The sequence below is a fragment of the Streptomyces sp. NPDC024687 genome, assembly GCF_055559055.1.
In genome coordinates, this window is sequence record NZ_JBVHLJ010000004.1 from 76,763 (window position 1) to 90,909 (window position 14,147).

The 14,147-nt window shown below is 73.1% G+C and carries 11 protein-coding genes; 5 read left to right on the plus strand and 6 right to left on the minus strand.

The window, feature by feature from the left end; translation table 11 throughout:
* Nucleotides 1–95: 95 nt before the first annotated feature.
* Nucleotides 96–1,259, plus strand: a complete 1,164-nt coding sequence (locus tag ACZ39I_RS17070) for an exonuclease SbcCD subunit D (RefSeq protein ID WP_467245183.1) — start codon at nucleotides 96–98, stop codon at nucleotides 1,257–1,259.
* The gene (locus tag ACZ39I_RS17075; protein WP_467245184.1) at nucleotides 1,256–4,249 is read left to right on the plus strand and encodes an AAA family ATPase; all 2,994 of its coding nucleotides are present in this window, start codon (nucleotides 1,256–1,258) and stop codon (nucleotides 4,247–4,249) included. The genes ACZ39I_RS17070 and ACZ39I_RS17075 overlap by 4 nt, the downstream gene beginning before the upstream one ends.
* 18 nt (nucleotides 4,250–4,267) lie before the next feature.
* On the opposite strand, the gene ACZ39I_RS17080 is transcribed toward ACZ39I_RS17075, so the two are convergent.
* Nucleotides 4,268–4,714 carry an Lrp/AsnC family transcriptional regulator gene (locus ACZ39I_RS17080; RefSeq protein ID WP_352387048.1) on the minus strand — a complete coding sequence of 149 codons (447 nt, stop codon included), beginning with the start codon at nucleotides 4,712–4,714 and terminating at the stop codon, nucleotides 4,268–4,270.
* Between the two features lie 93 nt (nucleotides 4,715–4,807).
* On the opposite strand from ACZ39I_RS17080, the gene ACZ39I_RS17085 reads away from it, so the two are divergent.
* Nucleotides 4,808–5,293, plus strand: coding sequence for a rhodanese-like domain-containing protein (locus tag ACZ39I_RS17085; protein WP_467245185.1), 486 nt, complete (start codon nucleotides 4,808–4,810; stop codon nucleotides 5,291–5,293).
* Nucleotides 5,294–5,364: 71 nt separating this feature from the next.
* A complete protein-coding gene (locus tag ACZ39I_RS17090) occupies nucleotides 5,365–5,880 on the plus strand; it encodes an immunity 21 family protein (protein ID WP_467245186.1) in 516 nt (171 codons plus the stop codon).
* A 60-nt stretch (nucleotides 5,881–5,940) separates the two neighbouring features.
* On the opposite strand, the gene ACZ39I_RS17095 is transcribed toward ACZ39I_RS17090, so the two are convergent.
* Nucleotides 5,941–7,632, minus strand: a complete 1,692-nt coding sequence (locus tag ACZ39I_RS17095) for a DUF885 domain-containing protein (RefSeq protein WP_467245187.1) — start codon at nucleotides 7,630–7,632, stop codon at nucleotides 5,941–5,943.
* A 33-nt stretch (nucleotides 7,633–7,665) separates the two neighbouring features.
* Nucleotides 7,666–8,160: an Lrp/AsnC family transcriptional regulator gene (locus tag ACZ39I_RS17100; protein WP_467245188.1), complete on the minus strand. Its 495-nt coding sequence runs from the start codon at nucleotides 8,158–8,160 to the stop codon at nucleotides 7,666–7,668.
* Between the two features lie 60 nt (nucleotides 8,161–8,220).
* Between ACZ39I_RS17100 and ACZ39I_RS17105 the strand changes: the two genes are divergently transcribed.
* Entirely contained in the window at nucleotides 8,221–9,423 is a 1,203-nt protein-coding gene (locus ACZ39I_RS17105) for a trans-sulfuration enzyme family protein (RefSeq protein WP_467245189.1), read from the plus strand.
* Here ACZ39I_RS17105 and ACZ39I_RS17110 read toward each other — a convergent pair.
* The 3 genes from ACZ39I_RS17110 to pdxR all read right to left on the minus strand — a co-directional run bounded on the left by ACZ39I_RS17110 (nucleotide 9,377) and on the right by pdxR (nucleotide 14,111).
* Nucleotides 9,377–10,798, minus strand: a complete 1,422-nt coding sequence (locus ACZ39I_RS17110; protein WP_467245190.1) for a GNAT family N-acetyltransferase — start codon at nucleotides 10,796–10,798, stop codon at nucleotides 9,377–9,379. The genes ACZ39I_RS17105 and ACZ39I_RS17110 overlap by 47 nt on opposite strands.
* 136 nt (nucleotides 10,799–10,934) lie before the next feature.
* Entirely contained in the window at nucleotides 10,935–12,524 is a 1,590-nt protein-coding gene (locus ACZ39I_RS17115) for an alkaline phosphatase D family protein (RefSeq protein ID WP_467245191.1), read from the minus strand.
* A 132-nt stretch (nucleotides 12,525–12,656) separates the two neighbouring features.
* Nucleotides 12,657–14,111, minus strand: a complete 1,455-nt coding sequence (gene pdxR, locus ACZ39I_RS17120; RefSeq protein WP_467245192.1) for a MocR-like pyridoxine biosynthesis transcription factor PdxR — start codon at nucleotides 14,109–14,111, stop codon at nucleotides 12,657–12,659.
* Between the last annotated feature and the right edge of the window lie 36 nt (nucleotides 14,112–14,147).

Here is a 14,147-nt window from a genome sequence, read left to right on the forward strand (position 1 = left end):
TTCGGGCATAACGGCCTTCCCTGCCTCCGCTCATGACGGGTCGATACGGGAGTAACCGCCCGTGATGTCAGACCCGGCCGTTAGGGTCGGGGATCATGAGACTGCTGCACACTTCCGACTGGCACCTCGGCCGGGCGTTCCACCGGGTCAACATGCTCGGGGCCCAGGCCGAGTTCATCGGTCACCTCGTCGCGACCGTGCGGGAGCACGGGGTGGACGCGGTGCTCGTGTCGGGAGACGTGTACGACCGCGCGGTGCCGCCGCTCGCCGCGGTCGAGCTGTTCGACGACGCCCTGCACCGGCTCGCCGACCTCGGCGTGCCGACGGTGATGATCTCCGGGAACCACGACTCCGCCCGCCGCCTGGGTGTCGGCGCGGGACTCATCGGGCGCGCCGGCATCCATCTGCGGACCGAGCCGGCGGCCTGCGGGACCCCCGTGGTCCTCTCCGACACCCACGGTGACGTCGCCTTCTACGGCCTGCCCTATCTCGAACCCGCCCTGGTGAAGGACGTGTTCGGGGTGAAGAGGGCGGGCCACGAGGCCGTGCTCGCCGCCGCGATGGACCGGGTCCGCGCTGACCTCGCTGCCCGCGCGCGGGGGACGCGGTCCGTCGTCCTCGCCCATGCCTTCGTCACCGGCGGCGAGGCCAGCGACAGTGAGCGGGACATCACCGTGGGGGGAGTGGCGGCCGTGCCCGCCGGTGTCTTCGACGGGGTCGACTACGTGGCCCTCGGGCATCTGCACGGCAGCCAGACCATCACCGAGCGCGTGCGCTACTCCGGCTCCCCGCTGCCGTACTCCTTCTCGGAGACCGACCACCGCAAGAGCACGTGGCTGGTCGACCTGGACGCCGAGGGCGCGGTCACCGCCGAGTGTGTCGACTGCCCGGTGCCGCGGGCGCTGGCCCGGATCCGGGGGACGCTGGAGGAACTGCTCGCCGACCCGCGGCTCGTGCCACAGGAGGAGGCCTGGGTGGAGGCGACCCTCACCGACCCGGTCCGCCCGGCGGAACCCATGGCCCGGCTCTGCGAGCGCTTCCCGCACACGCTCAGCCTCGTGTTCGATCCCGAGCGGGCGCCGGACGACCCCGAGGTGTCGTACGCCCGGCGGCTGGCCGGCCGCAGCGACCAGGAGATCGCCGAGGACTTCGTGGCCCATGTGCGCGGCGCGGGTCCGGACGAGCGTGAACAGGCCGTGCTGCGGGACGCGTTCGACACCGTGCGCGCGGACGAGGCCGTGCGGGAGGTGGCGCGGTGAGGCTGCACCGGATGGACATCGCCGCCTTCGGACCGTTCGGCGGTTCCCAGACGGTCGACTTCGACGAGCTGTCGGCGGCCGGACTGTTCCTGCTGCACGGGCCGACGGGCGCCGGAAAGACCTCCGTGCTCGACGCCGTCTGCTACGCGTTGTACGGCTCGGTGCCGGGCGCCCGGCAGAGCGGCCAGGGGACGGCGCTGCGCAGTGATCACGCCGCCGCGGGCACCCGCACCGAGATCCGCCTCGAACTCACCGTCGCCGGCCGCCGGTTGGAGGTCACCCGTCAGCCGCCCTGGGAGCGCCCGAAGAAGCGCGGTACCGGCACGACGCTCGACAAGGCACAGAGCTGGCTGCGCGAGTACGACGCGGTCGCCGGGGCCTGGAAGGACCTCAGCCGGTCCCACCAGGAGATCGGTGAGGAGATCACCCAGCTGCTCGGCATGAGCCGCGAACAGTTCTGCCAGGTCGTGCTGTTGCCCCAGGGCGACTTCGCGCGCTTCCTGCGGGCCGACGCCGAGGCGCGCGGCAAGCTGCTGGGACGGCTCTTCGACACCCACCGGTTCGCCGAGGTCGAGAAGCGACTGGCCGAGCGACGCCGCGCCGCCGAGGCACAGGTGCGCGAGGGCGACGCCGCGTTGCTGGCCGACGCGCACCGCATGCAGCAGGCCGCCGGTGACGCGATGGAGCTGCCCGAGCTGGCGCCCGGCGAGCCGGGTCTCGCCGAGGCCGTCCTGAGCGCGGCCGCCGTCGCCCGCAGCACCGCCCGTGAGCAGCTGACGATCGCCCATTGCGGACTCGGTGCCGCGGAGTCCGCCCAGGCCGCCGCCGAGCGGGCCCTGGCCGACGCACGCGAAGTCGACCGGCTGCAACGCCGGTTCGCCCAGGCGCACGAGCGGGCTGCGCTGCTCGAACAGCGCGCCGACGGCTACCACCAGGCGCAGGCCCGGATGGAGCGGGCCCGCAAGGCGGAGGCGGTGGCGCCCGCACTGGAACTGCGGGAAGCGGCCGAGGCCGAGCACCGGCGGGCGGTCGCGGCCGAGACACACGCGCGTGGGCTGCTGCCGGAGACCTACGCGGGGGCGGGCGCCGCCGGACTCGCCACCGCCGCACGCCGGGCGGCCGAGGAGCTGGGCGGCCTGGACGCGGCGCGGCGCGCCGAGCAGCGGCTCGCCGAACTCGACGACGAGCGCGCCGGCCTGGACCGCCAGGAGCGCTCCGACGAGGACATCCTCCAGGAGGCCGAGGTATGGCTGACCGGGTGGGAAGAGACTCGCGCGGGTCTTCAGCATGCCGTCGAATCCGCCCAGGAGGCGGCCACCCGCGCCGAACAGCTGGCCGTGCAGCGCGAGCCCGCCCGCAGGCGACTCGCCGCCGCCCGCCAGCGCGACCAGTTCGCCCGGGACACCGACGACGCCCAGCAGCAGGTCGTCGAGGCGACGGACCGGGCCCTGAAGGCCCGCGCCGACTGGCTGGACGTCAAGGAGCGGCGGCTGAACGGCATCGCCGCCGAGCTGGCCGCACAGCTCACCGACGGCGAGCCCTGCGCGGTCTGCGGCGCGACCGAGCACCCCGCCCCCGCCCGCAAGGACGCCGGACACGTCGACCGGGAGACCGAGGAGCGCGCGCTCGCCGGCTCGCAGCACGCCGACGAACAGCGGGCCGAGGCCGAGCGGCGACTCGCCTTCGTCCAGCGGGCGCTGGCCGCCGCCCAGGGTGAGGCCGGCGACAGCTCCACCGAGGAACTCGCCGTCCAGGCGGAGGACGTGGAGCGCGAGTACGCCCAGGCCCGCACCGCCGCGTCGGCGCTGCACACCGCGACGGAACACCTGCGGCAGGCCGAGCGGGAGCGCGAACAACGGCTGACCGCCCAGCAGGAGGCCGCCGTGCGCACCGCCTCCCGCGGCGCCCGCCGGGACGCCCTGGACCGGGAACGCACCACCCTGGCAGCGGAGTTGACCCAGGCGCGCGGTGCCGCCGACAGTGTGGCCACCCGCGCCGCCCAGCTGGAGCGGCAGGCCGCGCTGCTCACCGACGCCGCCGACACCGCGCGCGTCGCCGAGGACACCGCCCAGCGGCTCAAGGACGCCGACGCCCGGCTCGCCGACGCCGCCTTCCGGGCCGGCTTCGACACCCCGCAGGCCGCGGCCGCCGCCCTCCTCGACGAGGCGGCCCACCGCGACCTCCAGCACCGGCTGGACGCCTGGCAGGCCGAGGAGGCCGCCGTACGGGCCGTACTCGCCGAGACCGACACCGCCGACGCCGCCCAGCAACCGCCCGCCGACGTGGCGCGGGCTGAGCGGGCCGCCGCCGACGCGGGCCGCCGGGTCCGCGAGGCCGCCTCCGCGCGGGACGCGGCCGCCCGGCGCTGCGCCGAACTCGACCGGCTCTCCGCCCGCTCGGCCACCGGCCTCGAACGGCTGGCACCGCTGCGCGAGGAGTACGACCGGGTGGCCCGGCTGTCCGCGCTCGCCGCCGGCACCTCGGCCGACAACGAACGCAAGATGCGTCTGGAGTCCTATGTGCTCGCGGCCCGCCTGGAGCAGGTGGCGGCCGCCGCGACGGCGCGTCTGCAACGGATGTCGTCCGGCCGCTACACCCTCGTCCACTCCGACGACCGCAGCGGCCGTGGCCGCAGCGGACTCGGACTGCACGTCGTCGACGCCTGGACCGGACGCGAGCGGGACACGGCCACCCTGTCGGGCGGCGAGACCTTCTTCGCCTCGCTCGCCCTGGCCCTCGGCCTCGCGGACGTCGTCACCGACGAGGCCGGCGGGGTCCGGCTCGACACCCTCTTCATCGACGAGGGCTTCGGCAGCCTCGACGACCAGACCCTGGACGAGGTCCTCGACGTCCTGGACTCGTTGCGGGAACGCGACCGCAGCGTGGGCATCGTGAGCCACGTGGCCGACCTGCGCCGGCGGATCCACGCTCAGCTGGAGGTCGTGAAGGGGCGCTCGGGGTCGGTGCTGAGACAGCGGGGCGGAAGCTGAGGCCGGCGGAGGCTGACGTCAGCGCCCCAGGGGCCGCCGGGGGAGCGGGGAGGAGTACACGACGCTCGTGGTCACCGAGCCCAGCGTGCCGATCTTTCCCGACACCTCCTCCAGGTGCCGCATCGAGCGGGCAGCGACCTTGATGACGAAGCAGTCGTCGCCTGTCACGTGGTGCGCCTCCAGGATCTCGGGCGTCACGGCGACCAGGTCGTGGAAGGGCTTGTAGTTGCCGTTGGGGTACCGGAGACGGACGAAGGCCAGGATCGGCAGGCCCAGCCGGTCGGGGTCCACGACGGCGGCGTACCCCTGGATGACGCCCGCTTCCTCCAGCCGCCGCACCCGCTCGGTTACCGCGCTCGCGGACATCGACACGGCACGGGCGAGCTCGGCGAAACTGGCCCGGCCCTCCCGCTGGAGGACGTCGAGAATGCGCCAGTCGGTGGCGTCCGGGGAATACACGGTCATGTCCGAGGGATAGCAGGGCAATCCCCGGCCGGGCAAGGTGCACGCCGTGGAATCCCCCTTCAGGTCGGTGATCAGCGACCATAGATTTCCGGCATGACGACAACCGACCCGCTCACCGTGAACCCCGTCCTGCGCGTCGCCCCCGCCGCCCCGGCCGAGGCCGCCGCCCACTTCCGCGCCGGCCTCGCCTTCCACGCCGACGTGTCCGACGTCGCCGCCGCGCTCGCCGCCGACGGCGACCCCGGCTTCGTGGTCCTCGACTCCCGCTCCACCGCCGCCTGGGACCAGGGCCACATCCGGGGCGCGGTCCACCTGCCCACCGCCCTCATCCCCGAGCAGGCCGAACAGCTCCTCGACAGGTCCGTCCCCGTGGTGACGTACTGCTGGGGCCCGGGCTGCAACGGCGCCACCCGTGCCGCACTCGCCCTCGCCGAACTCGGCTACCGGGTCAAGGAGATGCTCGGCGGCTTCGAGTACTGGGTGCGCGAGGGCTTCGCGTTCGAGACCTGGCAGGGCCGCGAGCGGCGCGCCGCCGACACGTTGACCGCACCGGCCGACTCGCAGGACTGCGGCTGCTGAGTTCCGGAGACCGACGTGGGGTTCCTGTGCAGGTGCAACCCCGAGGTTCCGGTGCGTGTAGGTTCTGGCCCATGGTGCGATACGCGGAGCCGGGCGCGGTGGAGTGGGTCGAGTCGGGCGGCGGCCCGCTCATAGCGGTGCCGGAGACGGTGCTGCCCTTCTGGGCGGGCGCCGACGGCGACGAGACGGTCTCGGACTACGACCGGGCCTGCGAAGTCGACCGCACGGTAGGTCTGTTGCCGGTCGGCGACTCCGCCGCACTGGTCTTCGGGGACGAGCCCACCTCGACCTCCTACCTCGCCGACCACGACACCTTCGTACGGTGGTGTGCCGCCGACTCCGAGGACGAACTCCTCGCGGCGGTCCCCGCCGCGCTCGCCACCGCCGTCTGGGAGGCCGAGGTGAGCTGGACGGTACCCGGTCCGGTCGTCCTCTTCGACGCGGCCTGGCCCGGCAACGAGTCGGTCGACAGAGACCACTTGAAGGTCTCGCTCGCCCCCGGCCGGTACGCGGTACGCGCCGCACATGTGCGGCCCGGGCCGGAGACCTGGCTGGGGCTCGTGCAGTTGCGGCGGCTGTCGGACTGACGGCTGCGGTCGGTGACCGACCCGGATCACGGGTCCGAGTCGGTCACCTGAACCCGAGCGTCAGAGCTGCGCCAGTTCGTCCACCAGGTCGTCCAGTCCCAGCGACCCCTGCGACAGCGCCGCCATGTGCCAGGCCTTGAGGTCGAAGGCGTCGCCGTGCCGCTCGCGGGCCTTCTCCCGGCCCAGCAGCCAGGCCCGCTCGCCGAGCTTGTAGCCGATCGCCTGGCCGGGGATCGTGAGGTAGCGGGTCAGCTCGCTCTCCACGAAGTCCGCCGGCCGACTGCTGTGCGCGCCGAAGAACTCCTGCGCCAGCTCGGGGGTCCACCGCTCGCCCGGGTGGAAGGGCGAGTCCGCCGGGATCTCCAGTTCCAGATGCATGCCGATGTCGACGATGACCCGGGCGGCCCGCATCATCTGCGCGTCGAGATAGCCGAGCCGCTGCTCCGCGTCCGTCAGGAAGCCGAGCTCGTCCATCAGCCGCTCCGCGTACAGCGCCCAGCCCTCGGCGTTGGCGCTGACCCCGCCCACCGCCGCCTGATAGCGGGAGAGGTTCTCCGCGACATGGGCCCACTGGGCGAGCTGGAGGTGATGGCCCGGCACGCCCTCGTGGTACCAGGTCGAGACGAGGTCGTAGACCGGGAAGCGGGTCTGCCCCATGGTCGGCAACCAGGTGCGGCCGGGCCGCGAGAAGTCCTCCGAGGGGGGCGTGTAGTACGGGGCGGCCGCGCCGCCGGGCGGGGCGATGCACGACTCCACCCTCCGCACCCGCTCGGCGAGTTCGAAGTGGGTGCCGTCCAGCGAGTCGATCGCCTGGTCCATCAGACCCTGGAGCCAGTCGCGGACCTCGTCGACACCCTCGATGTGCGTGCCGTGCTCGTCGAGGTGGGCCAGCGCCACCCACGGCGTCTCGGCGCCCGGCAGGATCTTCTCGGCCTCCTGCTTCATCTCGCCGAGCAGCCGGTGGTACTCGGACCAGCCGTACGCGTACGCCTCGTCCAGATCGAGGTCCGTGCCGTTGAAGTAGCGGGCCCAGCGGGCGTACCGCTCCCGGCCCACGGTGTTCGGGGCACCCTCGATCGTCGGCGTGTACACGTCCCGCATCCAGTCGCGCAGCTCCACCACGGAGGCGGTCGCGGCGCGGGCGGCCTCGTCCAGCCCGGCGCGCAGCGATTCGGGGCCCGCCGAGACGAAGTCCTCGAACCAGCCACGGCCGTTGCCGTCGGTGTCCGCCCACTCGGTGAGCTGCTCGACGAAGGTGGCTGTCGGACGCGGCGCCGCGTACAGCTTGCGGTCCAGGCCGAGTTGGAGGGACTCGCGGTAGCCCGCGTACGCGGTCGGCACCGATCGCAGCCGCTCGGCGATCGCCGCCCAGTCCTCCTCCGTCTCCATCGGGGTGACGGTGAAGACCTCACGGATCTCGTGCGCGGGCGTGGCCATGTTGCCGACCGCGCGCAGCCCCTCGTCGGCCTCGTGCACGGCGAGTTCGGCCGTCAGCCGCTCCCGCAGCAGTCGGCCGCACCGACGCTCGATGTCGCTGTCCGCGCCGGGGTGCCGCTCGGCCTCGTCGAGCCTGGCCAGCGTGGTCCGCCGAAGCTCCGCGAGCGCCTCCTGGCCCGCCGGTGAGGTGTCGGGCAGCTTGCTCGAACTCTCCTTCACACCCAGGTAGGTACCGGTGATCGGATCGAGGGCGATGAGCTCGTCGACGTAGGCGTCGGCGACCTGACGGGGCAGCGGGCTCTGAGTCTCAGACATGCGGTCCATCCTCATATGCGGACCTCGCGGGCGTCACCCCGATTCCGCTGTCGGCGTGGCCGGCGGAAGGAGCGGCCCGCAGTCCCACTGCTGGAAGATCAGCCGGGTCTCCACCCGGGCCACCTCGCGCCGGGAGGTGAACCCGTCCAGCACCAGCCGCTGCAGATCCGCCATGTCCGCCACGGCCACGTGCACGAGATAGTCGTCGGGGCCGGTCAGATGGAAGACGGTCCGCGACTCCGGCAGCGCCCGGATCCGCTCCACGAACGGCCCGACCAGCTCCCGCCGGTGCGGCCTCACCTGAACCGACAGCAGTGCCTCCAGACCCCGGCCCAGCTTGGCCGGATCCAGCCGCAGCTGATGTCCGAGGATGACGCCCGAGCGGCGCAGCCGGGTCACCCGGTCCAGACAGGTCGACGGCGCGACACCGACCTGGGCGGCGAGATCGCGGTAGGTGGTCCGGGCGTCGTTCTGCAGCAGCCGCAGCAGATGCAGGTCCACCGGGTCCAGTACGACAGATTCGGCCATCGGCCGAACGTAGCACGGGCTTGTCCACGAGAACGCCGGTCGGTGTTCACCCTTGCGGGCATGGACTCAGCGCGCACCGCCACCGCCTCTCGTACGCCGCTCAGAGCACTGGCCACCGAGGCCGTCCACGCCGGCCGCGACGACCTCGCCGGCCAGGGACTGCACGCCCCGCCCATCGACCTGTCGACGACCTACCCGTCCTACGACAGCCGCGGCGAGGCCGCCCGCATCGACGCCTTCGCCGCCACCGGCGCCGAGCCGGAGGGCCCGCCGGTGTACGGACGCCTCGGCAACCCGACCGTCGCGCGCTTCGAGACCGCCCTGGCCCGTCTGGAGAACACCGAGGCCGCGGTCGCCTTCGCCAGCGGTATGGCAGCGCTCACGGCGGTCCTCCTCGTACGGGCCTCCCTGGGCCTGCGCCACGTGGTGGCCGTACGCCCCCTGTACGGCTGCAGCGACCACCTCCTGAGCGCCGGACTCCTCGGCACGGAGGTCACCTGGACCGACCCGGCGGGAGTCGCCGACGCGCTGCGCCCGGACACCGGCCTGGTCCTGGTCGAGTCCCCGGCCAACCCCACCCTCGCCGAGATCGACCTGCGGGCCCTGGCGCACTCCTGCGGTTCCGTGCCCCTCCTCGCGGACAACACCTTCGCCACGCCGGTGCTCCAGCGCCCCGCGGAGCTCGGTGCCCGCCTGGTGCTGCACAGCGCCACCAAGTACCTCGGCGGCCACGGGGACGTGATGGCGGGGGTGGTGGCCTGCGACGAGGAGTTCGCCGGGCACCTGCGGCAGGTCCGTTTCGCCACGGGGGGCGTCCTGCATCCGCTGGCCGGCTACCTCCTGCTGCGAGGTCTCGCCACTCTTCCGGTACGGGTGCGGGCGGCGTCCGCGAACGCCGCCGAACTCGCCCGCCGCCTGGCGGCCGACCCGCGTGTCACCCGGGTCCACTACCCGCGCATCGGCGGCGCGATGATCGCCTTCGAGGTGGCCGGCGACCCGCACGGGGTGATCAGCCGGGTTCGCCTGATCACCCCGGCGGTGAGCCTGGGCAGTGTGGACAGCCTCATCCAGCATCCGGCTTCCATCAGCCACCGCATCGTGGACGCTCACGACCGCAGGGACGCGGGCGTGAGCGACCGACTGCTCCGGCTGTCGGTGGGGCTGGAGGACGTCGAGGACCTGTGGGCGGATCTGGACGCAGCACTGCAGCGCCCGGTCAGGGACGCCGAGCTGTGTCGGCCTGCGGCTCGGCGACGCCCATAGCAGGCTCGGCCGCCTGCTGCGGAGCGATACGTGCGGTGATCACCAGGGTCCCCTCCTCGATCTGGTAGTCGAGGGGGAGCCCCAGCCCCCGCATCGCCGCGACCATCCCGGTGTTGGACGACTGGGTCACGGCGTACACACTCTCGCACCCGGCCTCGACAGCCAGCGCGACCAACCGCTCCAGCAGCTCGCTCCCGATGCCCAGCCGCTGCCACGCGTCCTCGACGAGCAGGGCCACCTCGGTCTCGTCGCCGTCCCACAGCAGATGCCCGAGTCCCACGATCCGCCCCGACGCGGTCTGCACGGCGAGCGTGCGACCGAAACGAGGACTGAGCAGGTGGTTGAGATACCGGTCGGCGTCACCGACGGGCCCGTGGTAGCGCATGGTGAGCGTCCGCGACGAGCACCGCTCGTGCATCGCCCGGGCCGCCTCCAGGTCACCGGTGTCGGCACGCCGGACGGTGATGTCCCGGCCTTCCGGCAGCGTCATCACGTCCTGGCTGCGCGGCACCCGCGGACCGAGCCGGGCGTCCAGCTCGACCAGGGCCCGGGCCCGGGCGAACTCCGTCGGTGTGAACGGCAGATGCGGCCGCTCCACGGTGATCACTCCGCCTTCCGGCGCCCGCAACCGCATCACGGTGTCCTCCAGAACCCCTTCCACGGGCACTCCCTGAGCCGCTCCTGTCGAAGTGGCCGGCAGGGACCGGATCGTGCTGCGGCCCAGCAACTGCCGCAACGCGAGCGGGAGTTCCGCCGCGTCCAGCGCGGTGCGGGTGGCGAGGCCGAGCACCCGGGTCGGGGCGTCCACCAGATCGTGGGTGTCGGCCCGCTCGATCCAGGTGTCCGAGCCGCCGGCCCGCGCGACGGCCCGGGTGATCTCGGAGCCCTCCAGCGTGCCGGGGGCGCGCAGCAGGAACTCGTCGACCGTCCCCATCGCCAGCGGGTGGGTCTGCAGGCTGAGGATGTCGATCCGCTGCCCGGCGAGGACCGTGCACAGGGCGGCCAGCGAGCCCGGTTCGTCCTTGACCGTGGTGCGCATCCGCCACAGCGTGCTCTCGGTGACCACCGGGTCCGAGGTCACCGGCGGCCGGTCGGCAGGCCCGGCCCGCTCCCCCTCGGGCAGCGGCCGGGCGCCGGTATCACCCGTCGGGGGTGCGTGACCGTGGCGGCGTGCCCACCAGGTGTGGAAGCCCGCCGTGGCGGCCAGGGCCACCGCCGAGATCACCAGCAGCGCGGTGCCGTCGGGGCCGTGCCCGATCAGGTTCGCCACGGTGTCGGCCACCGCGACGGCCGTGAACAGGGCGGCGAGTTCGATGAGGTCGCGCCGCCAGTGGTGCACGGGGCGACCGTGTTTCGCACGGGTCACATCAGACATGTCTCGAGTCATACAGCCACTGTGGAGGAACGGTGTTGCGTGATCACGAACGCATTGTGACTGATCGGTTAAGCATGGTTCTGCGCTTTTTTGTACCTTTTTCAATAGTTCAGTCGTGCGCGATGTCGGCGAGAGGTCACTGGCCCACCCGGCCGGGCTGGAGCACCCGCGTGTACAGCGCCGTGCCGTCCTGCTCGCGCAGACGTACCGTCAGCTCACCGCTGTGGCCGTCGATGTCGACCTCGCCGAAGAACTGGTAGCCGCCCGCGGGGGAGACGTTCGAGGCGGTCGGCGCCTTCACGAACACCCGCTCGGGGCCGAAGGTGCCGTCGAGCGCACTGGCCGGGAACGCACCCGCGTTCAGCGGCCCCGACACGAACTCCCAGAACGGCTCGAAGTCGGTGAACGCGGCCCGCGACGGCTGGTAGTGCTGGGCCGAGGTGTGGTGCACGTCGGCGGTCAGCCACACCGTGCCGGTGATCCGCCGGTGCTTGATGTACCGCAGCAGCTCCGCGATCTGCAGCTCCCGTCCGAGCGGGGCGCCCGGATCGCCCTGCGCCACCGCCTCGATGTTCGCCCTGCCCTCCGTGGTGTCGGGCACGACCAGGCCGAGCGGCATGTCGGAGGCGATCACCTTCCACACCGCGCGCGAGCGCGACAGCTCCCGCTCGAGCCACTCCAGCTGCTCCCGGCCGAGGATGCCCTGCGGGTCCACGGTCTGGTCGTCGGGCGAGTTGGCGTTGCGGTACGTCCGCATGTCCAGCACGAACACGTCGAGCAGCGGCCCCTGCCGCAGCACCCGGTACACCCGGCCCTCCCGGGTACCCGGCCGCAGCGTGGAGACCGGGAAGTACTCGCTGAACGCGCGCCGCGCCCGGCCCGCGAGCACGTCGACGCTCTTTACGGTGTAGCGGGCGTCGGAGTCGAGGATCGTCTGGCCCGGGTACCAGTTGTTGCGCACCTCGTGGTCGTCCCACTGGATGACGGACGGCACCTGGGCGTTGAAGGCCCTGAGGTGGTGGTCGAGCAGGTTGTAGCGGAAGTTGCCGCGGAACTCGGCCAGGGTCTCGGCGACCTTGGACTTCTCCTCGGTGGTGATGTTCCGCCAGGTGCTGCCGTCGGGCAGGGCGGCGGTCGCCGCGATCGGGCCGTCGGCGTAGATGTTGTCGCCGCTGCACAGGAAGAAGTCCGGGTCGAGCTCGGCCATCGCCCGGTAGATCGTGTAGCCGCCGAAGTCGGGGTTGATGCCCCAGCCCTGCCCGGCGAGGTCGCCGGACCACAGGAACCGCACCCCGTCCCGGCGCTTGGGGGACACCGTGCGGAAGGTGCCGGCGACCGGCTCGCCGGTGCGGCGCGGGTCGTCCGGGTCGGCCAGCAGCACGCGGTAGTGGATCTGCTCGCCCGACGGCAGACCGCGCAACCTGGTCGTCCCCGTGAAGTCGGTGTCCGCGCCGAGCAGCGGACCGTGCCATCTGCGGGGATTGCGGAACGACTCCGTCGCGGAGGTCTCCACGATCATCCGGGCCGGACGGTCGGAACGCACCCACACGAGACCGGAGTCGGAGGTCACGTCTCCCGTCTGCACTCCCCAGCCCGCCCCGGGGCGCCCGGAGAGGGCGAAGGCGGGTGCGGCTCCGGACACCGCGGCGGGCAGGGTGAGGGCGGCCGACGCGGCCAGGGAGCCGCGCAGCACGCTGCGGCGGCCGGGGAACGGACGGTGTGACATGGAGGCGCCTCCAGGGACGGGATCCGGCCGGTGTGCGCTGCCACAACTACGGGGCCACCGCGGCGCACACGCGAACCCCAGGTGAACAACCGGCCGCGGGAACAAGGGAACCCGTGTGCCCGAGGGCGCGGCTCAGCCGCGGGCGGCCTCGGCCATCAGCCGTACGCCGTCCCGGATCCGCGTCGGGGACAGGTGCGCGTATCCCAGGACCAGCCGCACGCCTTCCTTGTCGTCGGGCTCGGCACGCGCGTGTGCGTAGTCCGTCAGCGGGCGGACGGCCACGCCCGCCGCGCCGAGGCGGGCGAGGAACGTCTCCTGGGGGCCGTACCGGTGTGGCAGCGCGGCGATGACATGCAGTCCCGCGGCGATCCCGGACACCTCCGTGCCGGGCAGGTGCTCGTCCAGCGCGGAGACCAGCGCGTCACGCCGCTCCCGGTAGGCGCGCTGGCAGCGGCGCAGTTGGCGGTCGTAGTCGCCGCGCTCCACGAACCGGGCGAACAGCGCCTGGTCGAGCGTGGGATGGCCGAGATCCATGGTCCGTTTGCGCTCGACGACCTCGTCGGCCAGCGTCTGCGGCACGAGCAGCCAGCCGAGCCGCAGCCCGGGAGCGAGGGACTTGCTCACCGATCCCGCGTAGGCGACACGGTCCGGATCGAGTCCCTGGAGCGCCCCCACGGGCGCCCGGTCGTAGCGGAAGTCGCCGTCGTAGTCGTCCTCCACCACGAAGCCGTCGACGGAGCGCGCCCAGTCGAGCAGTTCCGTGCGCCGCCGCGCGGAGTAGGCGATGCCGGTGGGGAACTGGTGGGAGGGTGTCGTGACGACGGCGCGCACGCCCGAATCCCGCAGGGACCCGATGGAGATTCCGTCCTCGTCCAGCGGTACGGGAACGGTGGTGACACCCGCCGCCGCGTACAGCGAGTCGTGCTGCGGGCTCCCGGGATCCTCCACGCCGACCGTCCGCAACCGGCGCGCGTGGAGCGCGAATCCGAGCAGCGTCGTCGCCTGGGCCACGCCGGAGACGACCACGATCCGCTCCGGATCGGCGACCACGCCCCTGCGGCGCGTCAGCAGCTCGGCCAGCGCGGCACGCAGCCGGGGCAGCCCGCGCGGGTCGGGATAGCCGAGGTCCTGGTGCGGCAGCTCGGCCAGCACGCTCCGGTGGGCGGTGGCCCAGGCGGTGCGCGGGAACAACGACAGGTCGGGCGTCCCCGCGACGAAGTCCGCGCGGGTGCCCGCGGTGCGCGGGGCCAGGTCACGCGCGCGTGGCCGGGTGGCCCGCACGGCACCGCCGACCCAGGTGCCGGCCCCGCGGCCGCTGCGCAGATAGCCCTCCGCCGTCAGCTGCTCGTACGCCTCGGTGACCAGTCCGCGCGACACCCCTAGGTCGGCGGCCAGATCCCGGCTCGACGGCAGCCGGGTCCCCGGCACGAGCCGCCCGGACCGGACCGCCTCCCTCAGCGCCGCCTGAAGGGAACGGCCACGCGTGCGTGCCGGCGCGGAGACGGCGGGCAGAAGCAGCTCCCAGGCGGCCGAGCCGACGCGGTCGTCCTGCGGCCGTTGCTGCGGATTGGTCCCCGATGACGTCATGCCACTGGACCTTAAACCGGGCCGCGGTGCTTTCTA

What these genes read in the sequence shown, in the direction of transcription:
- ACZ39I_RS17070 (WP_467245183.1), top strand. Translation starts at nt 96, where the DNA reads ATGAGACTGCTGCACACTTCCGACTGGCACCTCGGCCGGGCGTTCCAC.
- ACZ39I_RS17080 (WP_352387048.1), bottom strand. Translation starts at nt 4,714, where the DNA reads ATGACCGTGTATTCCCCGGACGCCACCGACTGGCGCATTCTCGACGTC.
- ACZ39I_RS17085 (WP_467245185.1), top strand. Translation starts at nt 4,808, where the DNA reads ATGACGACAACCGACCCGCTCACCGTGAACCCCGTCCTGCGCGTCGCC.
- ACZ39I_RS17090 (WP_467245186.1), top strand. Translation starts at nt 5,365, where the DNA reads ATGGTGCGATACGCGGAGCCGGGCGCGGTGGAGTGGGTCGAGTCGGGC.
- ACZ39I_RS17095 (WP_467245187.1), bottom strand. Translation starts at nt 7,632, where the DNA reads ATGTCTGAGACTCAGAGCCCGCTGCCCCGTCAGGTCGCCGACGCCTAC.
- ACZ39I_RS17100 (WP_467245188.1), bottom strand. Translation starts at nt 8,160, where the DNA reads ATGGCCGAATCTGTCGTACTGGACCCGGTGGACCTGCATCTGCTGCGG.
- ACZ39I_RS17105 (WP_467245189.1), top strand. Translation starts at nt 8,221, where the DNA reads ATGGACTCAGCGCGCACCGCCACCGCCTCTCGTACGCCGCTCAGAGCA.
- ACZ39I_RS17110 (WP_467245190.1), bottom strand. Translation starts at nt 10,798, where the DNA reads ATGTCTGATGTGACCCGTGCGAAACACGGTCGCCCCGTGCACCACTGG.
- ACZ39I_RS17115 (WP_467245191.1), bottom strand. Translation starts at nt 12,524, where the DNA reads ATGTCACACCGTCCGTTCCCCGGCCGCCGCAGCGTGCTGCGCGGCTCC.
- pdxR (WP_467245192.1), bottom strand. Translation starts at nt 14,111, where the DNA reads ATGACGTCATCGGGGACCAATCCGCAGCAACGGCCGCAGGACGACCGC.